Genomic DNA, 26,088 nt, shown 5'->3' with positions numbered 1-26,088 from the left:
GATTACAGAAAAAATTCAATATAAGTTTAACAAAATCAAATCTGCAATGAAAATAGGATTAAAAATATTGATGTGTTTTATGCTTTTGATTTCTTGTAGTGAAGAGCAAATTGATGACAACGGAACAGGAACTATAAAAGGAAGAGTAGTAGATGCCCGTACATACGAAGGAATAGAAAATGCCCGTGTTTCTTCTAGTCCAACTTCCAGCACCGTATTCTCAGACAAAGACGGCTATTTTGTAATAGAAAAAGTACCAATGGGCAAGTATTCTTTTCAGGCGCAAAAAGATGGTTTTACAGCCAGATTTGAACCTGCAACTGTTGAAAAAGATTTGACAGCGCAGCTTATTTTTGAGTTAGAAGTCTCAACTGCCAATAACAAACCACCAGAAATTCCGGTACTTACCGCGCCGGTTGACAATGCTGTAGCGCAGCCGTTGAGCGTAAACTTAACCTGGACAGCAACCGATCAGGAAAAAGATCCGCTGACATATACCGTTACGGTAAAAAACGGAACAACAGACGAAATTAAAACCTATGCCGATCTTAAAGACATGAAACTTACCATTTCGGGTTTAAGTTACAGTACAAAATACTATTGGCAGGTATCGGCAAATGATGGAATTAATAAAGCAACAAATAGTGTAACAAGTTCCTTTACCACTTTGGCATTTCCAAATCCGAGATATTTATATGTAAAAAAAGTAAAAAACAATAACGTTATATATACCGCAGACGAAGCAGGAAACGAACTCCAATTATCTTCTGCTGAGGTAAACAGTTACAGACCCAGAAAAAATCTGAGCATCAACAAAATCGCTTATATAAGTTCTGACGGATCTTTAAACCAAATTTTCACCATGAATCCGGATGGCACCGAAGTGAAAAAAATTACGAATTTTATTCCAATAGCAGGATTCAATATGGAACATGTTAATTACTGTTGGAGCACAAACGGAAGACAAATTATTTATCCAAATTTTGATAAATTATACCGTATCGATTCAGATGGAGGCGGTTTAATACAATTGTTTAAAACTCCAAATGGGAAATTTATATCAGAATGCGACTGGAGTCAGGACGGATCTCAAATTGTATTAAAAGTAAATGATATATCAGGTTACAATGTCGAAATATATGCAATAAACATGTCTGGAGATGTACTTTATCAAGTACTTTCTGGAGGAACCGGAGCGGCAAGCGGTATAAGTATTTCTGTGGATAATAAAAAAATTGCCTACACCAGAGATGTATCAGGATTTGAAAATTCTACTTACAGAAGATTAGATTCCAGAATATTTATCTATACAGTTGCAACAAATACAGCAGCAGAATTAGACACCAAAAAAGAAAATGGTTTTAATGATCTGGATGTAAAATTCTCGCCAAACGAAGCAAAAGTTATCTTTGTAAATACCTCAAACGACGGACTATCGGCACAAAACATTCAGACCGCAAGCATAAGTGACAATACAACAAGAACAACATTATTCCAGAACGCATCAATGCCCGACTGGAGATAAAAGATAAAACCTTAATTTTTATAACCAATTTTATTGAAGGAATTCGGCATTGCTCAAAGCGTGCCGAATTTTTTTGCGAATCAAGTATCCGAATCATTCAAAGAATTAAAAAAAGGGATTATCTTTGCCACACATCAACACAAACAAATTTTCATGAGTTCAGATTCTAGCAAAAGGTACGCACAAAGAGGTGTTTCAGCATCAAAAGAAGACGTACACAACGCCATAAAAAATATTGATAAAGGTTTATTTCCACAAGCATTTTGCAAAATTGTTCCTGATTATTTAACTCAGGATTCAGATTACTGCCTAATTATGCACGCAGACGGAGCAGGGACAAAATCGTCTTTGGCCTATATGTACTGGAAAGAAACCGGCGATATTTCAGTTTGGAAAGGAATTGCTCAAGATGCCTTAATCATGAATATTGATGACTTATTATGTGTGGGAGCAACAGATAATATTTTGCTTTCATCAACAATTGGAAGAAACAAAAACTTAATTCCTGCCGAAGTTATTTCTGCCATCATCAACGGAACCGAAGAATTAATCAACGAATTAAAATCTTTTGGCGTAACCATTCACTCAACTGGAGGAGAAACTGCAGACGTTGGAGACGTAGTTCGTACTATTATTGTGGATTCTACCGTAACAGCACGTATGAAACGCAGCGATGTTGTAGATAATGCAAACATCAAAGCAGGCGATGTAATTGTTGGTTTAACTTCTTTTGGTCAGGCAACTTACGAAAAAAGTTATAATGGAGGAATGGGAAGTAACGGACTTACTTCTGCACGTCACGATGTTTTCGGAAAATATTTAGCTAAAAAATATCCAGAAAGTTACGACGCTCTTGTTCCGGAAGAATTAATTTATTCAGGACAAGTAAATTTAACTGATGAAGTAGAAAACAGCCCAATCAATGCAGGACAATTGGTACTTTCTCCAACAAGAACTTATGCACCAATTATCAAGAAAATTTTAGATACCTACACACCAAACGAAATTCACGGAATGGTGCATTGCAGTGGTGGAGCACAGACTAAGATTTTACATTTCGTAAAAGATTTACACGTTATAAAAGACAATTTATTTCCAGTACCGCCGTTGTTCAAGTTAATTCAGGAACAGTCAAAAACAGATTGGAAAGAAATGTACCAGGTTTTCAACTGCGGTCACCGTATGGAAATTTACGTACCAGAAAATATTGCACAAGACATTATTGCGATTTCAAAATCATTCAATGTCGATGCACAAATCGTAGGTAGAGTAGAAGCTTCAGAAAGTAAAAAACTGACGATAAAAAGCGAGTACGGAACTTTCGAGTATTAAAAAAATTAAACCATATAAGTTATATAAGTTAATTAAGTTATGCAGTGCTTTTATTTAAATGAACTTATATAACTTATATGGTTTCAAAAACACACCCATTATGTACGAATTACTTTTTTGGAGATATATAGAAGAGATTTACTTAAATCATCATGAAGTTTACGAAGCTCTTGCAGAAAAACAAGAAGTAGAAGGGCTTCAGGAACTTCCTGTAGAAGTAATTGTAAACAGAATCAATTCCATTTTTTCGCAATGGGAAAGAGTCGATGAAAACAGCTGGAAAAACCCAAACGGAAAAGGAGCATTTCAGGTAATAACCACGCCACAAAGTGTAAAAATTGACTGCTATGGAACTGAAGGTAAAACCATGAATCAGTTAGTGAGTGTTATGGAAGAATTCAAATGTCCGCTGTACGATCCGCAGGTTCCCGAACGTTATGACGAAATGAGTGAATAAATTTTAGTATTAATTTCAAATAAAAATTTCAAGCAAATGACATTAGATTTCAACTCCAATATTATATTAGAAGACGAAACCGTTTTATTGCGTTCCTTGCAAGAATCAGATGTCGAAAATTTATTAGAAATTTCTATTAACGAACCAGAAACATGGAAATATTCCTTAGTAGGAGCAGACGGAAAAGAAAACCTAATCAATTACATTGATATAGCGCTCAAAGCCAGAGAAAGCAAAAAAGAATTTCCATTTATAGTATTCGATAAAAAATCACAGAAATACGCTGGCTCCACTCGTTTTTACGACATCAATCTAGAATACAAAACCTTACAATTAGGATATACCTGGTACGGCTCTGCTTTTAGAGGAACCGGACTCAACAAACACTGCAAGTTTCTATTACTTCAATTTGCTTTTGAAACTCTCGGAATGGTACGTGTAGAATTTCGTGCCGATAATAATAACGAACGCAGTATTGCCGCCATGAAAAGCATCGGTTGTAAAGTAGAGGGCGTTTTAAGAAGTCATATGCCAACTGCAAACAGCGAAGTTCGTCGCGATTCTATCGTATTAAGTATCTTAAGAGACGAATGGTTTGATGCCGTAAAAGAAAATCTAAAGAAAAGATTATAGACTAACCATCTTTCAAAAGAAGATTTTGTTCCTTTCTTATTTTTACCACCAATTGATTTATGTAAACTTGAATTTTTTGTGGCAGCAATTTCCAATTCGCATCTTTTTTAAAACTTCTGCAATCGTCTAAATCGCATTCTACTGCGCGTATTGCATACTTTTTATCTTTATAAACCGTAATGATTTTAACGCGTTTTATTTCGTCATTTTCATCTCTCGTTCCATAAACAATAACCGGATCCATATAGCCATCGCCGTCAAGATCCTGCGCGCTGAAATATTTCGTCCAGAACCAAATATTTTTTTCAGCTTCAGCCGTATCAATTAAATCGTTAATTCTCCATCTTTCTCTAAAACCGCCATGATCATTCATAGCACAAATCGCTTGGATTTTAGTATTCAAAGTATCTTTTTTAGAAATGCTTTTCTGATTTTCGCATAAAACCAATTCACAAACGCCCGTTTTATTCTGAAACTCATATGCCCTGTAAATCGGGAAATCACTCAAGCCATCAGCTTCTAGCTGTACTATTTGTTCTTTATTCAATATAAAACTGCTTATTTTTTGAGAAAAGCCGAATGTTGTATAAAAAAAGAAAAGTAGTAAAATAGAATTTTTCATGATGGAATTGTCATTTTGTAAACCAAAGATATTCAAAAGCTATTTTAGTTTAGGAATTTTTATATTTTTTAAAACCCATATTTTATTGTAATTTTCTATCGCAGAATTCGACATCAAAACTGCTTCATAATAATTTGATAATTATATAAATACACAGAATGGTTGCAAAAAAACACTTGGTTAAAAGTATAAAAAGTAAAAGTTTTCTTTTTGGGTCATTAATTCTGGTACTTGGTTACACAAGTAATGCACAGAAAAAAAACGATAATCTTAAAAACCTTATTCAGTATGTAGATCCAATGATTGGAACTGCCAAAATGGGACACACTTATCCTGGTGCAACAGTGCCGTTTGGAAGCGTGCAGCTAAGTCCCGAAACCGATACAATTGCCTACGGATTAAACGGAAAATACAACGGCGAAGTTTATAAATACTGTGCGGGTTATCAATATGAAGACAAAACAATTGTAGGCTTCAGCCATACGCATTTTAGCGGTACAGGACATTCAGATTTAGGAGATTTTCTAATCATGCCGACAACCGGAAAATTACAATTAAATCCCGGAGTTGCTTCAAAACCTTTATCTGGATATCGATCTGCATTTTCGCATGCAACAGAAAAAGCAGAACCGGCTTATTACAGCGTTTTTCTGGAAGATCATAAAATTAAAGCAGAACTTACCGCAACAACGCGTGTAGGAATGCATCAATATACCTTTCCGAAATCAGACGAAGCGCATATTATTTTAGACCTGACCTCTGGAATTTATAATTACGATAAGAAGAACGTTTGGACTTTTGTTCGTGTAGAAAACGATACATTAATTACAGGTTATCGTCAGACCAATGGCTGGGCAAGAACCAGAACGGTTTATTTTGCCATGTCTTTTAGTAAACCAATTAAAAGCTACGGACAAGCTGCTTTAGAAAAAAGTGTTTACAGAGGTTTTTGGGGGAGATTTGATCAGACGAAAAACTTTCCGGAAATGGCAGGTCAAAACCTAAAATTGTTTTTTGATTTTGATACGCAGGAAGGCGAGAAAATCAAAATAAAAATGGCTTTATCTCCCGTAAGTTCTGCTGGTGCACTAGAAAATATGAAAAAAGAAATTCCAGGCTGGGATTTTGAAAAAGTAAAAAAACAAAGTCAGGAAGTTTGGAACAAAGAACTGAATAAAATTCAGGTAGAAACCATTCAAAAAGAAGATTTAGTTAACTTTTATACGGCAATGTATCATGCCTTTTTAGGTCCGACAGAATACATGGATCTTGACGGAAATTACAAAGGTTTGGATATGAATGTACACAAAGCCGAGAACTTTACTAACTATACGAGTTACTCTTTGTGGGATACTTATAGAGCTTTGCATCCTTTATTCAACATTGTACAGCCAAAACGAAACACAGATATGGTAAGTTCTATGCTGGCACATGCAAATCAAAGTGTACATAAAATGCTGCCGATCTGGTCACATTATGCCAACGAAAACTGGTGTATGATTGGCTATCATTCTGTTTCTGTAGTGGCCGATGCAATTGTAAAAGGTAATACGAGTTTTGATCCCGAAAAGGCGCTTCAGGCTTGTGTAAATACAGCCAAAGTTCCTTATTATGATGGATTGGAATATTATATGAAAATGGGTTACGTGCCAGAAGACAAAAACGGCTCTTCGGTTTCTAAAACTTTAGAATATGCTTATGATGATTGGGCTATTGCACAAGCTGCTAAAAAATTAGGTAAAACCGATATTTATAACGAATTTATCGAAAGATCTAAAAACTATAAAAACGTTTATGATGCCAAAACAGGTTTCATGCGTCCGAAATTAAACGACGGAACTTTCAAAAAAGAATTTGATCCGTTAGATACACACGGACAAGGTTTTATAGAAGGAAATTCATGGAATTATAGTTTATACGTGCCGCAAGATCCTGCCGAAATGATTAAAATGATGGGAGGAAACGAAAAGTTCAACGTAAGATTAGATTCGTTGTTTAATATGCATCTTCCGGATAAATATTTCGAAAACACAGAAGATATTACCAGAGAAGGAATCATCGGTAATTACGTTCACGGAAACGAGCCGTCGCATCACGTTGTGTATTTATACAACTGGACTAATTCGCCGTGGAAAGCGCAAGATAAAATCAGAATGATTCTGAAAAAAATGTACCGTAACGGAGCCGACGGTTTGGGAGGAAATGACGATTTCGGACAAATGAGTGCCTGGTATATTTTTAGCAGTTTAGGTTTTTATCCTGTTGCCCCAGGTTCTGATGAATATGCATTAGGAAGTCCGTTGGTTAAAAATGCTGTTTTCAATTTAGAAAATGGTAAAAACTTTGAAGTTGAAACTGTAAATCAATCGGATAAAAATGTTTTTGTGAGTAAAGTGCTTTTGAATGGAAAACAACTTTCTAAACCTTTCTTAAAACATTCTGATGTTATTAATGGCGGGAAAATTACTTTTTATATGAGTGCGAAGCCTAATAAAAAGAATTACCAAAACTAAGTGAGTTTTTAGAATGGAAGAAATAATAATTGAAGAGGTAATGTTTTGGATGGATGGCGGAACTATAACTTTAAGAATGACGAAAGAAGAATCAATTTTATATGAAGTTGAATTTGTTCAAAAAATGTCGTTAGAAAAAGGGATAAGAGATCCGGAAGATAAACCAATTCCTGGAAGTCTTTTGTAAAATAGGAAAGAAGTTGAAATTCGATCAAAATTAGAAAGAGAAATACTTTTAGAAATTAGAATAGCTAAATTTGGGATAAATATTGTAGAAAGGGAAAGAGATTCCTTGAAAAAAACAATCTTGGAAGCTATAGATTTTGTTGAATCTGAAGATTACATAACAATTGCAAAAAAAGTAGGACGCATTAAATAATAATTATAACAAGTATTGACAATTGATAAAGATGATAAACTTTATTAAATTTTAATGTTGTCACCCTGAGCGTCCCGAGACTTCGGGAGAAGGGCGCTCCAATTGGCACGTGGGCTTCTCCCGAAGTATCGGGACGCTCAGCCTGACAATAAAAAAATAGAGAAAATTTGTGCAATTCGTGGCGGAACAAAAAAACTTCACGAAATTTGCATTTCAAATAAAGAAAACGAAACATGAAAATAAACTTAAAATCAGGAATTGATAAATTGCTTTTCGGAATGAAGCAAAACGATGTAACGGCTGCTTTAGGAAAACCTGATAAAAACTATAAAGACGAAGATGATAATGTGATTTTTGTATACAATGCATTAAAAATCAGATTGACATTTTATCAGGAAGAAGACTTGAAATTAGGTTATTTAGTCGCGTCAAGCAATGATCTTGAAGTTTTTGGATACAAATTAATCGGAAGAAAAATTGCCGATGTAAAGAAAGATTTAGCCACAAAAGGAATAACAAAATACACTCAGGAAACTTTTGATACTTTCGAAAACTACTTCAACGAAGACAACTGGTTTATTCTTCAAACTGAATTTGATGAGGTTGTAAAATTTGAAGTTGGTGCCATAATCAATGCCAAAGACGAATTTGACTGGAAATTCCCAGTGAAGAAATAAGATTATAAATCTTTGTCAAAGTTTAAAACTTTGACAAAGATATTTTCACATAAAGTTTGTCAAGCTGAGCGTCCCGAGACTTCGGGAGAAGCCCCGCAAAATAGCTCACACAACGTGATTCAGCAAACAGAGGCTTCTCCCGAAGTCTCGGGACGCTCAGCCTGACAACAAAAAAACCGACAATCACTTGTCGGTTTTTTTATTTTAAGAGTTAAAAGAAATTATCCTTTTAACCATGCATTTTTAAGCTTCTCTTTTGAAGCATCAGTAGCTTTAAAAGTTTCAGTTTCTTCAAATGGTAATTTTACAGTACCTTTTATCGTTTCTTCTTTACCAGCACGTTTTATTTTAAGCGTGATAGCATCGTTTTCTTTCCAGTTTTCACTTTCAGTAATCAACTCATAAATGTTGTCTAAAGAATACGGTTTGTTGTTTACAGATACGATAACGTCATTAGGTTTTAAGTTCAGATTCTTAAAGAAATCATTTTGTTCGATATCAGAACGAACAAGTATTTCTTTAGTCGCTTTATCAACTCTAATATATGGTGTTTGTCCTTTTAAGAAAACCGCTCCCGGTTTTTTCTCAGAAGCTTTGGTTACACCAACTTTAGCCAAATAAAAATTGTAAGGAATCGGAGTAGTTCCGGCAACATATTTGTTTAAGAATTCACCAACTTCAGGATAAGTCAATTGTGTAATTTTAGCAAAAAGCTCATTATCGTTAAAAGGTTTTTCGATACCATATTCATTCGATAATTTATGCATTAAATCCAAAATTCCTCTTTCTCCGTTGCTTTTTTCTCTAATGATAATATCAATACACATACCAATTAAGGCTCCTTTTTGATACACGTTTAAGTATTGATCTTTATATGGCTGTTCTAATACATTAGCACTCATTTTAGTAAACGACATTGTATCGTTTAAACTTTTAGCCTGCTCAATTTTATCGGCAATACGAGTATAAAATTCGCCTTCATTAATCAAACCTTGATTAATTTGGAAAAGATTTGCAAAATATTCCGTTACACCTTCGTACATCCATAAATGCTCCGACATTTTTGGTGCATTATAATCAAAATACTGAATTTCTTTAGAGTGAATAGTTAGAGGTGTTACAATATGAAAAAATTCATGCGAAACCACATCTTTCATAGACTCAACCAATTTTTCTTTTGGCATAGATTCCGGTAAAACAACTGTCGTTGCCGTTGGGTGCTCCAAAGCTCCAAAACCGTGCGCATCGTCTTTTGCCATACTTGATAAGTACAATAACACAGTATATTTTTTAGTAGAATTTACTTTTCCTAAAAAGTTTTTCTGCGCCGTCATCATCGTTTTCATTTCCGGAGTAATGCTTTCTGCAGTAAATTTTCCGGTTGGAGAATAAACAGCAATCAAAATATCCATTCCGTTTACGTTAAACGTAGTGTAATCAGGTTTAGAATACATAATTGGATTTTCTACCAAAACGGCATAACGAGGCGTTGTAAAAACATCGCTAGTTTTGCTTGCATCTTCATCATTCATTGAAGTTGATCCCCAAAGTGTTTCAGGATGTGTAATGGTAACTTTATACGGAACATCTAATTTATCTTGAAAATACCCCACAAAACCGTGCGTGTTTACCATGAAGTTAACTCCTGCGTTGATATTAGTTCCAGCTGGTGAGAAAACGTCGTCATTACCAAAACCAGTGCCTTTTTCAGTATCAAAAGTATCACCAGTTAAATAAGTAACTTTTTTTAATGTTTTTGCATTCGAAATTGACCACGAATTATCGTCAATTCTTTTTACAGTTAAAGCATTTCCTTTAGCATCAAAAGCTTTAAAATCATCTGAATATTTTCCGTAATTGTCTGTAGAATAAGTTCCCGGAACTGTTTTTGGAATGCTGTAAATAACTTCGTCTGTTTTTATTGCGGGCGGTGTTACTGTTACTAAGACTTTATCGTCTTTTACATCGGTAAGATTTATGTTTACCTCGACAACATTACTTTTAGCTGCACCTGTACCTGTTTTACAGCTCCAAAGCGTTACTGCCAGAGCTAAGGTGTAAAGTATTTTTTTCATTTAATTATGTTTAGTTATTTGCATATGACTTACAAAATGTAAAAAAGTTACATGATATTGTTATAAATATAAAAAAAACTCCTGAAATCAGGAGTTTTTTTTTAGTCTAGTTTATTTTTTATATAATACTTACCATCCAAATCTTCATCAAAATCATCTATTTTAACGGGTTTTGGTTTTGGTTTATTTGCAAGCGCTTTCTTTTTCCACATTTCAAATTTTTCAAGTGGCATTTTCTTTTTCAAGATCTCCAATACTTCCTTTTCTGCCAGTCCAAATTCTTTTTTGATAATCTCAAATGGATTCTTTTCTTCTAAAGCCAGTGAAACAAGTTTTTCAGTTTGTTCCCAATTCAATTCTTTGCGGTTACTCTTTTTCATCACGTGAAAATTAATTCAAAAGTAGAGGTTAATGATTAATAGATTGATTTTCAATTTATGATTCAATATTAATAAAAAAAATAATTAGTTGGTTCGATCTAGGATACTTTTTTTAATGATTTTAACTGTTTTTTGCAGATCTTGATTTTTGAAACGGAATTTGCAGTAAATTTTTCAATTTATTGTTTTCATCCGGCATCATATGCGTATCTACTCCGTAAATTAATTCTTCTTTTGGCAAGGTTGTAAAAGTGCCAAAAAGACGATCCCAAACAGAGAATATATTTCCATAATTACTGTCTGTATAGGGCAGTACATAATGATGATGTACTTTGTGCATATTGGGCGAAACTATAAAGTAACTTAAAAACACATCTAATTTGTTTGAAAGTGAAATATTAGCATGATTAAACTGCGAAGCCACAACGGATAAGGATTGATATAAAAATACCATCCACATCGGACTTCCTACTATTAGAACTCCTAAAGTGGTAAATATAAAGCGCATTACACTTTCTCCAGGATGATGTCTGTTGGCCGTTGTGGTGTCAATCCAGGTATCTGTATGATGAATGAGATGAAAACGCCATAAGAATTTTACTTTATGCTGAATAAAATGCACTAAATATGCTCCAATTAAGTCTAATAAAAGCAAACCGATAATGGTGTAAAGCCAAATGGGAATTTCAGGAAGCCATTGCAGAATTCCGAAATGATTTTCTGAAGTAAAAGCAGCCGTTTTAATTAAAATGAATGCCAAAATAAAATTGACAATAATAGTAGTAAATGTGAGAAAAAAATTAATTCCTGCATGATGCCATTTCCTGTATTGCATTTGAAACAACGGAAAAGTATTTTCTATCAGCCAGAAGATTGTGATTCCTCCAACTAAAATCAGGCTTCGATGAGAAGACGGAATGGTGTCGAAATAATTTATAATCTCATTCATAATCTAATAATGTATATCCTCAAATTTAACTAAATTGATGAAATAAATATTGGTTTATTGCTGAATTTTCATTTTTGTACCTTAATTGATACATTTTAGATATGAAGTTTTGTGCGAAAAAAAAGGAGAAAAAGATTTAAATCTTTTTCTCCTCGAATATAAAAGTAGATAACTATTGAAAGTATATCTATTGTGTTGTTATGATTTTTTTATCAAACTAATAATAAATAGCAAAATCCAGGCACCTACAGCAGCAATTAGGATTTGCCAAAGCAATCCTCCTCCGCCAATACCAAGTTTTCCTGCAAGCCATCCGCCAAAGAAACCTCCAATAATACCTACTACAATATTACCAATAAGTCCGAAACCTGCACCTTTCCAGAATTGACCCGCTAACCAACCTGAAATTGCTCCAATAAGTAAGAAATATAAAAATGCCATAATGTTATTTTTTTAAATGATTATTTAATTTATTTTTTTGGGAAAAATTGTATGTTATGCTTCCGCATGATTTTGTAATAATGTCTTGTAGATAAATCCAGCTACTATAGCGCCTAAAATAGGAGCGGCCCAAAATAGCCAAACTTGCGATAAGGGTACTCCACCTGTAAAAATTGCCTGAGATAAAGATCTTGCAGGATTAACAGAGGTATTGGTAATCGGAATACTAATTAAGTGTATTAGAGTTAAACCTAAACCAATTGCTACTCCGCAAAATGGAGTGCTGGCAAATTTATCTGTAGCTCCTAAAATTATTAATAAGAAAAATAAAGTAAGTACAAATTCAGCTATAAAACATGATATCATGGAGTATCCATCTGGTGAAAAAGCCCCAAAACCGTTTGATGCAAAAGCACCTGCTCTTGTATTATCGATGACAAAACCTGCTTTTCCAGAAGCAATTGTGTACAACGTTCCTGCAGCAGCTATAGCTCCAACACATTGTGAAACAATATACGGAAGAAGATCTTTAGCAGGAAATCTGCCTCCAGCCCATAAACCAATAGAAACAGCAGGATTAAAATGCCCCCCGGAAATATGTCCTACGGCATATGCCATTGTCAGGACAGTAAGCCCAAAAGCAAGTGCTACTCCAACAAATCCGATTCCCAATTCGGGATATCCGGCTGCAAAAATTGCGCTGCCACAACCTCCAAAAACAAGCCAAAAAGTTCCGAAGAACTCAGCAAATAATTTTTTCATAGTAAATAAATTTAATTAATATTTGATTGTTAAAGGGTATATAAGTATGCCCATAAAATCAATACAATTTGTAAGGGCAAACGTACTAATAAAATAAAATTTAACAAAGAAAAACCTCTTTTTTTCTTTTGAAACATATAAAGATTTGCAGGAAATACAGCAATTAATAGTGCTATAATGCCCCATGCAGCAATACGTGTAAGAGAAGGAAAGAGCAGGAGAATGCCTAAAATAATTTCGGCAGCTCCACTTAAATTATTTAATAATTTGGGATTAGGCAGATAAGGAGGAATGATTCTGATGTACATTCCAGGATTTTTAAAGTGGTTGATTCCAGCAATTATATAAAGAAAAGCCATTAAATATAAATGCCAGGGTAAAGTCATGATAAGATTGTTTTATCACGAAATTATAAAAAAAATTAACAATTATTACATTACAAGACTGTTTTTTTGATGCTCTGCAAAAAGGGCTAGTTTTTACGCTTAAAATTTACATTCATGATAATAATAGCTAAAATGATCAAAACAATTCCAACCCATTGCGTAAAGACTACTTTTTCGTTTAATAAAACGTAAGCCATCGTTACAGAAACCGGAAGTTCTAATGCCGAAACAATACTGCCAAGTCCAATTCCTGTTAAAGGAAAACCAGCGTTCATAAGCATTGGCGGTATAATAGTACCAAAAAGAGATAATACAATTCCCCATTTCATGAAAATTTCAAGATTAAAAGGCGTTACCTGCGTTGCAAAAGCAAACGAAAATACAATTACAGCGCCACCCAAAAGCATATATAGACTACGCTGTGCAGACGAAATTTCTGTAGCTACACGATTGGCAGTAAACATCGTAGTAGTAAAAGAAGCAGCAGCCAAAATTCCCCATGCGATACCGCGCCAATCCAGCTGAATTTCATTGTGAAGAATATTTGTTGCTAAAACTGTTCCTATAAGAACAATAAATACAGCAATTACTTTTTGTTTAGAAGGTAGTTTTTTTTCTAAAATCATTTCAAGCAAAACACCCATCCAAACCGTCTGCATTAATAATACGATACCAATAGAAACCGGAATATATTTTACAGCCAGATAATAGAACAAACTCGTCATTCCTAAAGAAGTTCCGGCAGTCATTAAACTGATGATGTTTCTTGAAGTAGCTTTTACAACTTTTTCTTTGTTTTTAGCTTTTTGAAACGCATTAATAAGCAAAATTCCGATAATTCCCAATACAAATTGAGAGGTTGTAACTTCGGCAGTTGTATAACCTTCTGAGTAGGCCATTTTTACAAAAGTGGCTAACATTCCGTAAGTTGTAGCACCTAATGCAACTAAAAACACTCCCTTTAATACGTTATTTTGTAACATCTTTTCTTATTCAGTTTAAAAAAATCAAGCCGGCAAAGGTAAGTTATTTTGTTTAGGATTTAATATTAAATCTATAAAAACCTTATTATTGCTGTAATTTTAAGTTTTAAATTGATGCTGAAATTAAGAATTTGACAGAAAGAAGAAATAAAAAAAGCCGTCAAAAAATGAATCTTGACGGCTTAGTTTTATTATTTTAATCTGAAATAATTATTTCGCAGGCTGATTGTTGTAAGTTTCAATTTCAAATATCAAAGTTGTATTTGGCGGAATTACACCTCCAGCACCTTTTTCTCCGTAAGCAAGATTTGAAGGAAGAAAGAAAATCGTTTTTTGTCCATCTGTCATCATATCCAAAGCTTCGATAAAACCAGGAATCATTCCGTCTTTTTTACCAACTGTAAAAGGGAAAGCCTGATATCCTTTTTGAGCATCTCTGTTGGCATCATATTTACCGTATGCTTTTGCAACTTGAGACATACTGCTGTCAAAAAGATCTCCGTTTTCAAAGTAACCAGCGTAATGAAAATAGATTGTAGATCCTTCAGGCAATTTTGCTCCAGATCCTTTTTGTGTAACTACGTATTTTAAACCAGAAGCAGTTGTAACAGCTTTGGCTTTTGTAGCTGCAAAATAAGCTGCTTTTGCTGCCACTACTTTTTGGCTTTCGCCTTTCTTAGCGTCTTGTTTTTTTACATCATCACTAAAAACTTTTACGGCATCAAATTTCTTTGCTGCTGCACCTTTGCGGGTAATCGTAATTTTGGTCATAATATCATCCTGAACAATTTTATTTACATTGTCCATACCAGAAACTACATGTCCAAAAATAGTATGTTTTCCGTTCAACCAAGGCGTATCTTTATGAGTGATAAAGAACTGGCTTCCGTTTGTAGCAGGACCAGAGTTTGCCATTGCCAGAACACCACCTTTTTCGAATTTTAATTCTTCTACAAATTCATCTTTAAAAGAATATCCGGGACCACCAGAACCGTTTCCATCTGGATCTCCTCCCTGAATCATAAAATCATTGATAACTCTGTGAAATTTTAATCCGTCATAAAATGGTTTACCTTTTAGTTTTTCCACTTTTACATAAGGATTTTTACCTTCTGCCAAAGAGATAAAGTTAGCCACAGTTACAGGTGCTTTTACATATTCTAAAGAGACTACAATATCTCCTTTTGTAGTAGAGATTGTGGCAAAAATTCCCTCGTTTGGATTTACGGCAGCTTTAGCTTTTACAGCTGTTTTAGTTACTGGTGCTTTTTTAGCAGCAGGTTTTTTAGTCGCTTGCGCTTGAATGTTTACTACTGCCAAGCAAAATAAAAATAGAAATTTAAATTTCATCGTGTTTCTAATTTAAGTCTACAGATTATTTTTATGAATTTATTGTGGTTTTTCTAATAATTGAATTTCGAAAATGATGTTAGCATTTGGCGGAATAACCCCTCCTGCTCCAGTTTCTCCGTAAGCTAAATGCGACGGAATAAAAAGAACAGCTTTGTCTCCAAATGACAACTGCTCAATTCCTTCAATAAATCCGGGAATCAAACCGTCTTTTTTGCCTGCCTGAAATGGAATTGGCTGATAACCGTTTTGAGCTGCTCTCTGCTCATCAAATTTTCCAAAAGTTTTATTAACGTCTGCAATACTTGAGTCAAATAAAGTTCCGTCTTCTAGAAAACCTGCATAGTGAATGTAAACATTAGCTCCGGCAGCTGGTTTTTTGCCAGTTCCTTTTTCTGTGATTACAAATTCTAAACCGCTGCTTGTTTTTGTAGCTTTAGGTCTGATAGAAGCATAATACGCTACTTTTTCTTTTTGAACACCAGCATATTTGCTTTGCTCTTTTGCGATTTCTGCAAAATAATCGTGAAATACTTTTACAGCATCAAACTTTTTAGCTGCTTCACCATTTCTAACAATAGTTACAGCAATAATATTATCTCCCTGAATTACTTTGTTTACTACTTCTTGTCCTTTTTCAACAACGTGTCCAAAAATAGTATGTTTGCCGTCTAACCAAGGCGTTTCTACGTGTGTAATAAAAAATTGGCTGCTGTTTGTTCCAGGACCATTGTTAGCCATTGCTAAAACACCAGCTTTGTCAAATTTCAAATCAGAGAATTCATCTTTAAATTTGTATCCAGTATCACCAGAACCAGTTCCTAACGGATCACCAGACTGAATCATAAAATCTTCAATAACTCTGTGAAATTTCAATCCATCATAAAATGGTTTGTTTTTAAGGTTTTCCTGAGTTACAAATTCATTTTTACCTTCAGCTAAAGTTACAAAGTTAGCGACAGTGATAGGTGCTTTTTTATAATCAAGTTCTACAATAATATGTCCTTTATTGGTTTCAATATCAGCATATAAACCGTCTGGTAAATTACTGTGTTCGTCCTTACAAGAATAAAATGAGGTAACGGCTAATAGTAATAATAAAATACTTTTTTTCATTTTTTAAAACGTTTGTTTAATTGTTTATTGTGTCTTTTTTAATTGGTGAAGCTGGTTTTACGGCTGCAGGTTTCGGCGCTGCAGGTTTTGGTGTCTGTCCTGTTGCATTTGCAGTCGTAGCAGGTACCGCAGTTGTTGGCTGCGCTGTATCCGGAACAAAATTACGAAGCGTAACCGTGCAGATTAAAGACTGATTAGGTCCAATTTTTTTGTTATCACCATGATATCCGTAAGCAATATGCGAAGGAAATAAGAAAGTAACAGTTTCATTTTTATGCATCAATTTAATACCATCACGCAATCCCATCATGATATCTTGTTTGTCTACATAATAAGTCTGAGGCCCAAGATCTGATTCTGAATAAATAATTTTTCCGTTAATATCTTTAACTTCTAAATTATAATAAGCAATATCTCCTTTTTTTGGTGACGAAAGATCGGTAGTGTTTTTTTCGTCATAATAAAGCCAGTATCCTTTTCTCGTTGCATAATACTTCGTTTTAGGATTACTTTTTATTATTTTTTTAATAACATCTTCTTCGTTGGCTACTAATTTTTTGTTGCGGTCGGCCGATTTTTTCATAAACGAGCCAGAGCTTCTGGAAATAGGTTTCCTAGCTTCTTCGTGGTGTTTACAGCCAACCAGTAAAACAGCAAAAAGCAGACTGTAAATGCTTAGTTTTAGGTAGTTCATTTGGGGTTATATTTTTAGTTTAGTTACTAAATCTTCAAACTTTTTCAAAGTTTCTTCCATCGAAACTTCCGATCTTCCGCCGGCAGCGTTGCTATGTCCTCCGCCGTTAAAATGATCTCTTGCAAATTGATTTACATCAAAACCACCTTGCGAACGGAAAGAAATTTTGATAATCTTCTCGTCTTTATTTTCAATAAAAATAGCAGTAAAATTAATACCTTGTATGCTCAAACCGTAATTTACAATTCCTTCTGTATCTCCTTTTACATAATCAAAAGAATCCAATTCGTCTTGTGTAAGGTAACTGTACGAAGTTTTATGATCTGGAAATATTTTCATGTTCTGCAAAGCACGCCCTAATAATTGCAGACGGCTGTAAGAACTATTATCAAACAATAGCACCGGAATCTCAGTGTTTTCAACTCCTAAATCAATTAATTCTGCAATAATACGGTGTGTGTTTCCTGTAGTTCCCGGAAAACGGAACGAACCAGAATCGGTTAAAATTCCGGTATAAATACAAGTTGCAATTGTTTTATCGATATCTTGTTTTTTGCCTAAAAAGGAAATGAAATTATAAACCATTTCACAGGTAGAGCCAAAAGTAGTATCGGAGTACATGTATGCAGCGTAATCATCAGGTTTTTGATGATGATCGATCATGATAAACGGAGCAGTTAGTTTAGCTAACGTATGTTCCATTTCGCCTGTACGATGAAAAGCGTTAAAATCTAGTGTAAAGATTATCTCGGCTTCTTCTAATATTTTGGTGCAGTTTTCGGTGTCTTTTTCAAATATTTTTACTGTTTCAGAACCTGGTAACCAAGCTAAAAAATCAGGAAAATCATTAGGAGCAATTACCGTAGGCTGGTGATTGTTTTTTAATAAAAAATGGTATAAACCTAACGTAGAACCCATGGCATCGCCATCTGGACCTCTATGCGGAATTATGGCGATTTTCTTTGGGCTGGCAAGCAGTAATTGTATCGCTTGAATATCTTGTATTTTCATAGTGTGCGAATTTACATTTTTTTAATGTAATGTTGAAATCATTTTACAGATTAACACACTTTTAGGGAATTGAGGTTTTTGTTTGAAGTTTTAGGTTTAAAGTTTAAAGTTTCAGGTTTCAGGTTTCAGGTTGAAAGTTATGAGTTAAAAGTTATGAGTTAAAAGTTATGAGTTAAAGTTATGAGTTGAAAGTTGGAAGTATAAGTTTTGAGTTGATATTGCAATTGATATTGATATTGCCATTGGCATTGTCATTCCAATTGGAATTTGGAATTTAAAATTTTTGGAATTTTAAAAATATTGGTACAACTTATACTTAGCCCCTTTGACAATCTGCGATTTATAAATCCCTACAGAACCTGAAGAAAAATAAGCAATTGTGCAGGCAATGGCGATGAAAATTCCCGGAGCAATGCCAAATAATTCCATTCCCATGATCGTGCAGGCAATAGGAGTGTGGGTTGCGCCCGAAAATACGGCAACAAAACCAATTCCGGCCAGAAGTGCAATTGGCATCGGAACAATAAGAGATAAAGCGCTTCCTAAAGTGGCGCCAACAAAGAATAAAGGTGTTACTTCGCCACCCTTAAAACCGCATCCAAGCGTAAATCCTGTGAATAAAATTTTAAGTAGAAAATCGTACCATTGATTTGGATTTGAAAATGAATCTACAATTTCCGGAACTCCTAATCCCGAGAATTTTGTAAAGCCAAAACCAGCAATTGCAACGGCTAAAAAGATACCGCCAATAAAAGGTCTTAGCGGCGGATATTTTATTTTTGAAAAAAGTGAACTCCAAAAATGAGTACTTCTGGAAAATAATAAAGCAGCAAGTCCGAACAAAATGCTGATTATAAGGGTATAAAATAAATTGGTCAGCGTAATTTCCGGAACATTTGGAATGCTGTAATGCGTGTGTTTAACCTGCCAAAATTCTACGGTAAAATAAGCGGCATAAGCGGTAAGAAAACTTAAGACAATACTTTTGAAATTGATTTTACTAAAATATAAAACCTCTAAAGCAAAAACAGCTCCGGCCAAAGGCGTTCCAAAAACGGATGCAAAACCAGCGCTTATTCCCAAAATAATTAAAATCTTGCGTTCTGAATTATCAAGTTTAAAAAGCTTCGTAAACTGATCTGCAATTGCGCCTCCCATCTGTACTGCTGTACCTTCGCGTCCTGCAGAACCTCCAAATAAATGTGTAAGTAAGGTTCCTAAAAGAACTAAAGGAGCCATTTTAAACGGAATTACTTTCTTGGGATTTTCGTATTCTTCAAGCAATAAGTTATTGCCTTTTACAACAGATTCGCCCCAATAATAATAACTTAAACCAACGAGAAATCCGCCAATTGGCAAAAGCCAGATAATCCAGTCGTGATGAATTCTAAATTGTGTAACCCATTCTAAAGAAACCAAAAAAAATGCCGACGCAGAACCAGAAAAAAAGCCAATCAAAACACAAATGATAATCCATTTGAATAGGTCTAACACTAATTGTTTTGAGTCTGGAATTGTCATTAATGATTTTAAAATGGTTTGCCTCGAATTGCACAAATTTACACGAATTTGATTTGCTTTAATTGATAAGAATAAAAAATCTTTTGTCAGGCTGAACGGAGTCGAAGCCCGATCCAGCATGAGCCTTCGACTCCGCTCAGGCTGACAACCGAAAAACAATTCGTGCAATTCGTGGCAAAAAAAAATATTATTCCTGCACCACAGCAGTAAATTCAATTTCAACTAAATACTCAGGAGCAACCAGTTTGCTGATTTCATAAAAACCAGTTGTAGGTTTTACATCTTTAAAAAAAGAAGCGTGCGCTCTTGCAACCTCTTCAAAAGAAGTAATATCAGTGGTGAAAATACGGGTTCTAATAACATCTTTCATTCCAACATTCAAATCCTGTAATACTTTTTCAACACGTTCCAAAATGTTATAAGTTTGAGCGTAAGCATCATCAGCTTTAACTTTTTCCCCGTCAACTACAGCTACAGTTCCAGAAACTTCAATGATATTCCCAATTCTTACAGCGCGGCAATATCCCATTTTGTCTTCCCACGGTGATCCTGTTAAGATGTTTTCTCTTTTCATTTTTTATGTTTTGCGGATTTGTTTTGTCAAGTTTTAAAACAAATTCAGGTTAATTAATTACGTTGCAATTTATAAAATCTGCTCTTCAAAAAGAGATTAATTTGGGTTGAATCATACTGTAAATCATTCTTTTTTGTGATATTTTGAATCTCAATTATTCAGATTTATTTTCTTCATAAAGGCGGAGTTTATTCTGAGAAGCCGTTAGGTTTTGCTGTAAAACTTCGATTTTATTTAATAAATGAGCAATGGCATCAATTCCTTCCATATTAATTTTAAGATCGTAATGCATTCGGATCATTTTTTCGACAGAAGGCAGTTGTTCAGGTTCTAAATATTCATCGTCTTCCTGAATAATAATTTTAACCAGACCATAATTATGAAGCTCTGTTATAAAAGTATTTTCAATTTCGTGATACAAACAAAATTGTCTTATCTGAATTAAATTTTTACTACTCATGATTTCTAATTTTTGCTAATTCCTGAAACAATTCTTTCTCTTTATCAGACAATTTCATCGGCGTTTTTAAAGTATAAGTAATATATAAATCACCAAACTGATTGTCCTTTTTATAGATCGGAAATCCTTTTCCTTTTAGTTTTACTTTAGTTCCTGTCTGCGTTTCTGCCGGTACTTTAATCTTTACTTTACCGTCAAAAGTGTTTACATTTATTTCGCCGCCCAAAACGGCAGTGTATAAATCAAGCGGAACATCTGCGTATAAATTATTTCCTTCCCTTTTAAAATCAGAATTGTTATCGATTAAAAAAGTAATATACAAATCACCATTCGGTCCGCCGTTTGCACCAGCGCCGCCGTGATTTGGAATTTTTATAACCTGTCCGTTTTCTACACCTGCCGGAATTGTAATTCGAATGTTTTTTCCGTTAACCGTTAAACTCTGTTTGTGTGTCGTGTAAGCCGAAGCCAAATCGAGTTGTAATTCTGCATTAAAATCCTGACCTCTGTATTTAGACTGCGTTCTGCCGCTATTTGCCGAGCCATACATAGAATTAAAGAAATCAGAAAAGTCGCTTCCGGAGAAATCGCCTCCAAAATCAGAATAGCCCTGACTGCTTTGCTGCCTTGTTCGCTGTTGCTGTTGCTGATTTGGATCGTAACCGGCTTTTTCAAATTCATCAGCGTGTTTCCAGTCTTTTCCGTATTTGTCGTACTTCTTACGATTTTCCGGATTACTCAAAACTTCATTCGCTTCGTTTATTTCTTTGAATTTTTTCTCGGCTTCTTTATCATTCGGATTCAGATCAGGATGATATTTGCGCGCTGCTTTTCGATATGCTTTTTTTATATCGGCTTCCGTAGCTGTTTTGGTAATGTCTAACGCCTTATAATAATCGATATAATCCATTTTTTAAGATTTAAAAAATTAAAGTATTGAATTTAATGATAAACTCACTACTTATCAAGAAAGATAAAGCTTTTTTGTGAGAATTTTTTAGAGATACAATTTTTCAAATTAATAGTGTGTTTTGTTTTTGTATTTTTTATATGTTAAAACTTACAAAATATTTTATTTAATTATATTTTAGATTTAATATTGTAAGATTAAATCTACTAAAATGTATTTTTATTATAACCGATTAGAATATTTACTAACTATAATTTTATAATTTATGAACAGATTATCATTACTAAAAGCCATTAATCTAATTCTCCTATTGAGTTTATCAATTGTATTTACAAATTGTTCTCACAATGATGAGGACAATACAACGCTGCCGTCTATAAAAGCCTCTGATTTTAAATTGATGATTAGTAAAGTTGACGACAAACCCAGCGCAAATCAGGTAATAATTGATTTTGATGTTACAAACTCTTCTAAACTTGATTATGATCGAACAAAAGACGGCAATTATGCAGTTAAGTTTAGTGTAAAAACTACTGACGGTACTTTATACGAAAAATTAGCTTTTATCGATAGTATGAATGCAGGAGTTACACAGCCTGATTATACATTCTTTTTCTACAGTATAGGTAAAACACTCGATTTGTCTACCATTTCTACAACCCTTATTAAAGTTAATTAGAGATTTTTTAAATAAGGTTTATAGGTTCAAAGGTTCAGAGGGGCAGAGGTTTAGGGACAAATAGTCTTTATGTCTTTGAACTTTTGTTCCTTTGAACTTCTTTTTTTGGCAAGTTTTTTGATTCCAAAAATTAGCCTAATATATTGTTATAAATGTCTTAAAGTTGCAGAGCGTAATTAAATAATACTATTTTTGTGATGCTATGCTATTGATTTTATACAAATTATAAAAGCCGATTCGATAATACTTATTTAATGAAGCAGATTTTATTTTTCATATTATTTTTTACTACTATAGTGGTATCAGCTCAAACAGAGTTTGGTACTAAATATAAGCCGATTCCCGCTCCAAAGTTTGGAGCAAAACCCAAAAAGACTCCAATTCCTGAGGTAAAAGACCCTCAGGCCGATAATATGGATGTGCCAAGCATCAAAACGCCAAACGTTTTTGAGCATACGAGCATTACTCCAAAATCAAAATTTCAGATTGGCGAAGAAAAAAGCAAATTTACCATGTCTACAGAAAATGATTTTGCCAATCCCGGCGATCGTTATGTAGATAAAATGGAAAAAGATCTGGATAAAGCGCTAAAAGCTGCCGGACTAAAAGAAGGCAGAGGAGAATTAGTAAAGAAAAATATTTCGTTGGGAGACTTTAAAACCAAATCAAAATATTTTATTGTAAAATTCCGTGATTTTGGCGCCATCGACGGTGATTTAGTCAAAGTTTCGTCTAATGATCAGGTAATTAGAAGTCAGGTGTTATTAGATGCCAGTTTTCAATCCGTACAAATTAATCTGGTAGACGGATTTAATAAATTAGATTTTGAAGCGCTAAACATCGGTTCTTTAGGAGGAAACACTGCAGAAATTAGAGTTTATGATGATAAAGGAACTTTAGTAACCAATGATTATTGGGACAATCTGGCAGCAGGTTTCAAAGCATCTATTGTAGTTACGAAAGAATAATTAGAACCATTTCTGATTCTAATTTTTCTCCGTTTTAATATTTTAAATACAATTTTATAAACCTTCTTTTAAGTGTTTATAATTAGATTTTATAGTATCAAGAACTTCCTCCATTTTACCACCCAGCATTAATTTTGTCATTGATTTTGCCATTCCCGTAACTTGTTCCCAATCTACTTTTGGCGGCATTGCCAATGCATTTGGATTTGTAAAAACATTTAGTAAAACAGGACCATCGTGTAAAAAAGCTTTTTTAATAGCGCTTTCAACTTCTTCCGGTTTATGAACATTTATACCTTCAAATCCCATTGCCTGGGCAATTAATCCAAAATCTGGATTTACCATATTGGTTTCATTATCCGGCAGACCGTTAACTTCCATTTCAAGTTTTACCATTCCCAAAGCACGATTATTAAAAACAATGATTTTAACAGGAATCTTGTATTGATTGATTGTTGCTAAATCACCCAGCAGCATAGATAAACCGCCATCGCCGCACATTGCAATAACTTGTTTTTCCGGATGAGCCAAAGCTGCACCAATAGCCATTGGCATTGCATTGGCCATCGATCCGTGATTAAAAGACCCCAGCATTTTACGTTCGCCGGTACCTTTTATAAAACGCGCTCCCCATACACAGGTCATTCCCGTATCAACAGTAAAAATGGCGTTATTATCTGCTAGTTTATCAATAATATGAGCAAGATATTCGGGCTGAATCGTGTCTTCATCACCGTTATCTTCAATATAAGTATTCATGTTTTCTTTTACCGTCGCGTACAATTTAAGCTGTGCCTGTAAAAAACTATCATCTGTTTTTGCTTCTAATAATGGAAGTAAAGCGTCTATGGTATTAGCAACATCACCGCATAATCCCATATAAAGATTGGCTCGTCTGCCCAAACGTTCAGAGCTTGTATCTATCTGAATGATTTTGTTATCTGTCGGCATAAATTTATCGTACGGAAAATCAGTTCCTAATAATAACACAAGATGCGACTCATGCATACTGTGATAAGCAGAAGGCTGGCCGAGTAATCCTGTCATACCAATTTCATTTGGATTATTAGGCTGAATGCTCATTTTTCCTCGAAATGAATATCCCACAGGCGCTTTGATATGATGGGATAATTGTACAACCTGATCGTGTGCTTTTTCTGCACCAATACCACAAAACAAAGTTATTTTTGTGCTTTCATTAATTGCTTTTGCTAACAATTGTAATTCCTGATCAGAAGGTCTGATTACGGGATTGCAATGAAAATATTGTGTAGATATATTGCTTTCAACCGCTTTTAGTTCAGAAACATCTCCGGGTAAACCAATAACAGCTACACCTTTTTTGCCAAACGCATGTTGTATGGCAGTTTGTATAATTCGAGGTGCTTGTTCTGCCGTCATAATCATCTGATTGTAACAGCTGCAATCATCAAAAAGTTTAATTGTATTGGTTTCCTGAAAATAATCCATTCCCATTTCTCCAGTATTGATCGTCGAGGCAATAGCTAATAAAGGTACGTGCGAGCGGTGCGCATCGTACAAGCCGTTGATTAAATGTACATGTCCCGGGCCACAGCTTCCGGCGCAGACCGCAAAACCGTCTAACTCAGCTTCAGCAGCAGCAGCATAAGCACCAACTTCTTCATGGCGTACATGAATCCATTTTATTTTACCGTTTCTTCGTATTGCATCATTAAAATAATTTAAACTATCACCGGTCACGGCATATACTCGTTTTACTCCAGCTTCGACCAACATTTCAACTAACTGTTCTGCAACTATTTTACTCATAAATTATATTTTTAATATTAATAATTGTGGTGCAACATTGGTTATGCTAGTTAGTTTTATGGGTTGAAATAATGAAGATTGCGCTATCCTTAATATTTAAGGATTGCAAAGAAGATTATATTCAGTTCTATAAATTTAATGAAAAAATAAAGGAGTCTTTTTTCTTTTTTAAAGTTTTAACTTTTCTTAAAAAGCAAAAGGTTCAGAGAAACAAAGTAATTATACTTTATTTCTCTGAACCTTTGTTGCTTTGAATTTTTTTGACTCTTTTTTAAAACGGATCTGCCGTTACTTTAAACTTCATAGCTGCTTTTACCGTTACATCTTGAGTTAAAGTTTCTTTTAAAGTAACCTGAGTTCTAATTTTATAACTGTCAGCCTTAATATATTGATCTAATCTTTTATCGGTACAAATCAAATCAATCGTATTCATAGAAGAGTTGATATTGTCTTGATACGCCAATTCAATTTCATCAGAATTTGTAGTCGAAATATACAAATGAATGGATTTTAAGAATGTAAAAGTTTTGCCCGAAGGACTGTCAATTGTAAGTTGCAGTGATCTTAGTTTTACATCTTTTACCAGATTTGCTTTTGTTTTGTTGTTTGCAAATTCTGTGGAAGAGTTAGTAGTTACATCCGGCGTAATAATTTCTGAAGGCAGATTGATTGGCGAAGTACTTTTAATTTTTATCGAAGCCTGATTCGAAATAGTAAAACTCAATAAATCATCAACAGCACTACAAGAACTTACTAATACAGCTAAGAATAAAGAAAGGGCAATTAATTTTGATTTCATAGTTTGGTTTAAATGGGTTTTTGGTATTTACGAAAGATTTTGAGATATGGATTTTTTGGAAGCTTCTAAGTTTCTAAGGTGCTGAGCTTCTAAGTTTTCAT

General features: G+C 34.2%; 27 protein-coding genes. 9 read left to right on the top strand and 18 right to left on the bottom strand.

What is annotated here, in order from left to right; all coding sequences use genetic code 11:
• The first annotated feature begins 46 nt into the window (after positions 1 to 46).
• The 4 genes from EV144_RS05575 to EV144_RS05560 all read left to right on the top strand — a co-directional run bounded on the left by EV144_RS05575 (position 47) and on the right by EV144_RS05560 (position 3,947).
• A complete protein-coding gene (locus tag EV144_RS05575; protein WP_243854619.1) occupies positions 47 to 1,525 on the top strand; it encodes a carboxypeptidase regulatory-like domain-containing protein in 1,479 nt (492 codons plus the stop codon).
• A gap of 153 nt (positions 1,526 to 1,678) precedes the next feature.
• The gene (locus EV144_RS05570) at positions 1,679 to 2,857 is read left to right on the top strand and encodes an AIR synthase related protein (protein WP_134146925.1); all 1,179 of its coding nucleotides are present in this window, start codon (positions 1,679 to 1,681) and stop codon (positions 2,855 to 2,857) included.
• A gap of 100 nt (positions 2,858 to 2,957) precedes the next feature.
• Positions 2,958 to 3,314, top strand: coding sequence for a hypothetical protein (locus tag EV144_RS05565; protein WP_134146924.1), 357 nt, complete (start codon positions 2,958 to 2,960; stop codon positions 3,312 to 3,314).
• A 36-nt stretch (positions 3,315 to 3,350) separates the two neighbouring features.
• Positions 3,351 to 3,947 carry a GNAT family N-acetyltransferase gene (locus tag EV144_RS05560; protein WP_134146922.1) on the top strand — a complete coding sequence of 199 codons (597 nt, stop codon included), beginning with the start codon at positions 3,351 to 3,353 and terminating at the stop codon, positions 3,945 to 3,947.
• 1 nt (position 3,948) lies between these two features.
• On the opposite strand, the gene EV144_RS05555 is transcribed toward EV144_RS05560, so the two are convergent.
• Positions 3,949 to 4,569, bottom strand: coding sequence for a M949_RS01915 family surface polysaccharide biosynthesis protein (locus tag EV144_RS05555; protein ID WP_134146920.1), 621 nt, complete (start codon positions 4,567 to 4,569; stop codon positions 3,949 to 3,951).
• A 158-nt stretch (positions 4,570 to 4,727) separates the two neighbouring features.
• Between EV144_RS05555 and EV144_RS05550 the strand changes: the two genes are divergently transcribed.
• The 3 genes from EV144_RS05550 (at position 4,728) to EV144_RS05545 (ending at position 8,138) form a co-directional block, all read left to right on the top strand.
• The gene (locus EV144_RS05550) at positions 4,728 to 7,082 is read left to right on the top strand and encodes a GH92 family glycosyl hydrolase (RefSeq protein ID WP_134146918.1); all 2,355 of its coding nucleotides are present in this window, start codon (positions 4,728 to 4,730) and stop codon (positions 7,080 to 7,082) included.
• A gap of 13 nt (positions 7,083 to 7,095) precedes the next feature.
• Entirely contained in the window at positions 7,096 to 7,269 is a 174-nt protein-coding gene (locus EV144_RS24105) for a hypothetical protein (RefSeq protein WP_166670540.1), read from the top strand.
• 425 nt (positions 7,270 to 7,694) lie between these two features.
• Positions 7,695 to 8,138: a hypothetical protein gene (locus tag EV144_RS05545; protein WP_134146917.1), complete on the top strand. Its 444-nt coding sequence runs from the start codon at positions 7,695 to 7,697 to the stop codon at positions 8,136 to 8,138.
• 221 nt (positions 8,139 to 8,359) lie between these two features.
• Here EV144_RS05545 and EV144_RS05540 read toward each other — a convergent pair whose 3' ends face one another.
• The 15 genes from EV144_RS05540 to EV144_RS05470 form a co-directional block, all read right to left on the bottom strand.
• Entirely contained in the window at positions 8,360 to 10,213 is a 1,854-nt protein-coding gene (locus EV144_RS05540) for a PDZ domain-containing protein (RefSeq protein ID WP_134146915.1), read from the bottom strand.
• Between the two features lie 101 nt (positions 10,214 to 10,314).
• Entirely contained in the window at positions 10,315 to 10,593 is a 279-nt protein-coding gene (locus tag EV144_RS05535) for a DUF2805 domain-containing protein (RefSeq protein ID WP_047775685.1), read from the bottom strand.
• A gap of 121 nt (positions 10,594 to 10,714) precedes the next feature.
• A complete protein-coding gene (locus EV144_RS05530; RefSeq protein WP_134146913.1) occupies positions 10,715 to 11,542 on the bottom strand; it encodes a sterol desaturase family protein in 828 nt (275 codons plus the stop codon).
• Between the two features lie 198 nt (positions 11,543 to 11,740).
• A complete protein-coding gene (locus tag EV144_RS05525) occupies positions 11,741 to 11,983 on the bottom strand; it encodes a GlsB/YeaQ/YmgE family stress response membrane protein (RefSeq protein ID WP_134146911.1) in 243 nt (80 codons plus the stop codon).
• Positions 11,984 to 12,037: 54 nt separating this feature from the next.
• Complete coding sequence (gene aqpZ / locus EV144_RS05520; protein ID WP_134146909.1) at positions 12,038 to 12,745, bottom strand: aquaporin Z; 708 nt, start codon at positions 12,743 to 12,745, stop codon at positions 12,038 to 12,040.
• Positions 12,746 to 12,774: 29 nt separating this feature from the next.
• On the bottom strand, positions 12,775 to 13,131 hold the full coding sequence (locus EV144_RS05515; RefSeq protein ID WP_134146907.1) for a DoxX family membrane protein: 357 nt from the start codon (positions 13,129 to 13,131) through the stop codon (positions 12,775 to 12,777).
• Positions 13,132 to 13,217: 86 nt separating this feature from the next.
• The gene (locus EV144_RS05510; RefSeq protein ID WP_134146905.1) at positions 13,218 to 14,114 is read right to left on the bottom strand and encodes an EamA family transporter; all 897 of its coding nucleotides are present in this window, start codon (positions 14,112 to 14,114) and stop codon (positions 13,218 to 13,220) included.
• A gap of 210 nt (positions 14,115 to 14,324) precedes the next feature.
• On the bottom strand, positions 14,325 to 15,464 hold the full coding sequence (locus EV144_RS05505) for a peptidylprolyl isomerase (protein ID WP_134146903.1): 1,140 nt from the start codon (positions 15,462 to 15,464) through the stop codon (positions 14,325 to 14,327).
• Positions 15,465 to 15,503: 39 nt separating this feature from the next.
• A complete protein-coding gene (locus tag EV144_RS05500) occupies positions 15,504 to 16,580 on the bottom strand; it encodes a peptidylprolyl isomerase (RefSeq protein ID WP_134146901.1) in 1,077 nt (358 codons plus the stop codon).
• Positions 16,581 to 16,596: 16 nt separating this feature from the next.
• Positions 16,597 to 17,274 carry a gliding motility-associated peptidyl-prolyl isomerase GldI gene (gldI, locus tag EV144_RS05495; protein ID WP_134146899.1) on the bottom strand — a complete coding sequence of 226 codons (678 nt, stop codon included), beginning with the start codon at positions 17,272 to 17,274 and terminating at the stop codon, positions 16,597 to 16,599.
• Positions 17,275 to 17,280: 6 nt separating this feature from the next.
• Entirely contained in the window at positions 17,281 to 18,285 is a 1,005-nt protein-coding gene (locus EV144_RS05490; protein ID WP_134146897.1) for a DHH family phosphoesterase, read from the bottom strand.
• 291 nt (positions 18,286 to 18,576) lie between these two features.
• Positions 18,577 to 19,806: a voltage-gated chloride channel family protein gene (locus EV144_RS05485; protein WP_134146895.1), complete on the bottom strand. Its 1,230-nt coding sequence runs from the start codon at positions 19,804 to 19,806 to the stop codon at positions 18,577 to 18,579.
• A 187-nt stretch (positions 19,807 to 19,993) separates the two neighbouring features.
• A complete protein-coding gene (locus EV144_RS05480; RefSeq protein ID WP_134146893.1) occupies positions 19,994 to 20,380 on the bottom strand; it encodes a RidA family protein in 387 nt (128 codons plus the stop codon).
• A 154-nt stretch (positions 20,381 to 20,534) separates the two neighbouring features.
• Complete coding sequence (locus EV144_RS05475) at positions 20,535 to 20,840, bottom strand: chaperone modulator CbpM (protein WP_134146891.1); 306 nt, start codon at positions 20,838 to 20,840, stop codon at positions 20,535 to 20,537.
• The gene (locus EV144_RS05470; protein WP_134146889.1) at positions 20,833 to 21,750 is read right to left on the bottom strand and encodes a DnaJ C-terminal domain-containing protein; all 918 of its coding nucleotides are present in this window, start codon (positions 21,748 to 21,750) and stop codon (positions 20,833 to 20,835) included. Before EV144_RS05470 ends, EV144_RS05475 begins: the two co-directional genes overlap by 8 nt.
• A gap of 265 nt (positions 21,751 to 22,015) precedes the next feature.
• Here EV144_RS05470 and EV144_RS05465 point away from each other — a divergent pair, with 265 nt between their 5' ends.
• Both EV144_RS05465 and EV144_RS05460 read left to right on the top strand, forming a co-directional pair.
• Positions 22,016 to 22,429 (top strand): hypothetical protein, encoded by a 414-nt coding sequence (locus EV144_RS05465; RefSeq protein WP_134146887.1) that lies wholly within the window; start codon positions 22,016 to 22,018, stop codon positions 22,427 to 22,429.
• A gap of 254 nt (positions 22,430 to 22,683) precedes the next feature.
• A complete protein-coding gene (locus tag EV144_RS05460; protein WP_134146885.1) occupies positions 22,684 to 23,397 on the top strand; it encodes a hypothetical protein in 714 nt (237 codons plus the stop codon).
• Positions 23,398 to 23,451: 54 nt separating this feature from the next.
• On the opposite strand, the gene EV144_RS05455 is transcribed toward EV144_RS05460, so the two are convergent.
• Together EV144_RS05455 and EV144_RS05450 are read right to left on the bottom strand one after the other, a co-directional pair.
• The gene (locus EV144_RS05455) at positions 23,452 to 25,188 is read right to left on the bottom strand and encodes a thiamine pyrophosphate-dependent enzyme (RefSeq protein WP_134146883.1); all 1,737 of its coding nucleotides are present in this window, start codon (positions 25,186 to 25,188) and stop codon (positions 23,452 to 23,454) included.
• Positions 25,189 to 25,459: 271 nt separating this feature from the next.
• Complete coding sequence (locus EV144_RS05450; protein WP_134146881.1) at positions 25,460 to 25,987, bottom strand: hypothetical protein; 528 nt, start codon at positions 25,985 to 25,987, stop codon at positions 25,460 to 25,462.
• Positions 25,988 to 26,088: the final 101 nt, after the last annotated feature.

The sequence above is a fragment of the Flavobacterium sp. 270 genome (genome assembly GCF_004368785.1).
GTDB lineage: Bacteria > Bacteroidota > Bacteroidia > Flavobacteriales > Flavobacteriaceae > Flavobacterium.
The sequence above is the reverse complement of the archived record's forward strand: the minus strand, read 5'-3'. Positions and strand labels throughout refer to the sequence as shown.

Coding starts and splice junctions, on each gene's coding strand:
- EV144_RS05575 (WP_243854619.1), top strand. CDS start 47: ATGAAAATAGGATTAAAAATATTGATGTGTTTTATGCTTTTGATTTCT.
- EV144_RS05570 (WP_134146925.1), top strand. CDS start 1,679: ATGAGTTCAGATTCTAGCAAAAGGTACGCACAAAGAGGTGTTTCAGCA.
- EV144_RS05565 (WP_134146924.1), top strand. CDS start 2,958: ATGTACGAATTACTTTTTTGGAGATATATAGAAGAGATTTACTTAAAT.
- EV144_RS05560 (WP_134146922.1), top strand. CDS start 3,351: ATGACATTAGATTTCAACTCCAATATTATATTAGAAGACGAAACCGTT.
- EV144_RS05555 (WP_134146920.1), bottom strand. CDS start 4,569: ATGAAAAATTCTATTTTACTACTTTTCTTTTTTTATACAACATTCGGC.
- EV144_RS05550 (WP_134146918.1), top strand. CDS start 4,728: ATGGTTGCAAAAAAACACTTGGTTAAAAGTATAAAAAGTAAAAGTTTT.
- EV144_RS24105 (WP_166670540.1), top strand. CDS start 7,096: ATGGAAGAAATAATAATTGAAGAGGTAATGTTTTGGATGGATGGCGGA.
- EV144_RS05545 (WP_134146917.1), top strand. CDS start 7,695: ATGAAAATAAACTTAAAATCAGGAATTGATAAATTGCTTTTCGGAATG.
- EV144_RS05540 (WP_134146915.1), bottom strand. CDS start 10,213: ATGAAAAAAATACTTTACACCTTAGCTCTGGCAGTAACGCTTTGGAGC.
- EV144_RS05535 (WP_047775685.1), bottom strand. CDS start 10,593: ATGAAAAAGAGTAACCGCAAAGAATTGAATTGGGAACAAACTGAAAAA.
- EV144_RS05530 (WP_134146913.1), bottom strand. CDS start 11,542: ATGAATGAGATTATAAATTATTTCGACACCATTCCGTCTTCTCATCGA.
- EV144_RS05525 (WP_134146911.1), bottom strand. CDS start 11,983: ATGGCATTTTTATATTTCTTACTTATTGGAGCAATTTCAGGTTGGTTA.
- aqpZ (WP_134146909.1), bottom strand. CDS start 12,745: ATGAAAAAATTATTTGCTGAGTTCTTCGGAACTTTTTGGCTTGTTTTT.
- EV144_RS05515 (WP_134146907.1), bottom strand. CDS start 13,131: ATGACTTTACCCTGGCATTTATATTTAATGGCTTTTCTTTATATAATT.
- EV144_RS05510 (WP_134146905.1), bottom strand. CDS start 14,114: ATGTTACAAAATAACGTATTAAAGGGAGTGTTTTTAGTTGCATTAGGT.
- EV144_RS05505 (WP_134146903.1), bottom strand. CDS start 15,464: ATGAAATTTAAATTTCTATTTTTATTTTGCTTGGCAGTAGTAAACATT.
- EV144_RS05500 (WP_134146901.1), bottom strand. CDS start 16,580: ATGAAAAAAAGTATTTTATTATTACTATTAGCCGTTACCTCATTTTAT.
- gldI (WP_134146899.1), bottom strand. CDS start 17,274: ATGAACTACCTAAAACTAAGCATTTACAGTCTGCTTTTTGCTGTTTTA.
- EV144_RS05490 (WP_134146897.1), bottom strand. CDS start 18,285: ATGAAAATACAAGATATTCAAGCGATACAATTACTGCTTGCCAGCCCA.
- EV144_RS05485 (WP_134146895.1), bottom strand. CDS start 19,806: ATGACAATTCCAGACTCAAAACAATTAGTGTTAGACCTATTCAAATGG.
- EV144_RS05480 (WP_134146893.1), bottom strand. CDS start 20,380: ATGAAAAGAGAAAACATCTTAACAGGATCACCGTGGGAAGACAAAATG.
- EV144_RS05475 (WP_134146891.1), bottom strand. CDS start 20,840: ATGAGTAGTAAAAATTTAATTCAGATAAGACAATTTTGTTTGTATCAC.
- EV144_RS05470 (WP_134146889.1), bottom strand. CDS start 21,750: ATGGATTATATCGATTATTATAAGGCGTTAGACATTACCAAAACAGCT.
- EV144_RS05465 (WP_134146887.1), top strand. CDS start 22,016: ATGAACAGATTATCATTACTAAAAGCCATTAATCTAATTCTCCTATTG.
- EV144_RS05460 (WP_134146885.1), top strand. CDS start 22,684: ATGAAGCAGATTTTATTTTTCATATTATTTTTTACTACTATAGTGGTA.
- EV144_RS05455 (WP_134146883.1), bottom strand. CDS start 25,188: ATGAGTAAAATAGTTGCAGAACAGTTAGTTGAAATGTTGGTCGAAGCT.
- EV144_RS05450 (WP_134146881.1), bottom strand. CDS start 25,987: ATGAAATCAAAATTAATTGCCCTTTCTTTATTCTTAGCTGTATTAGTA.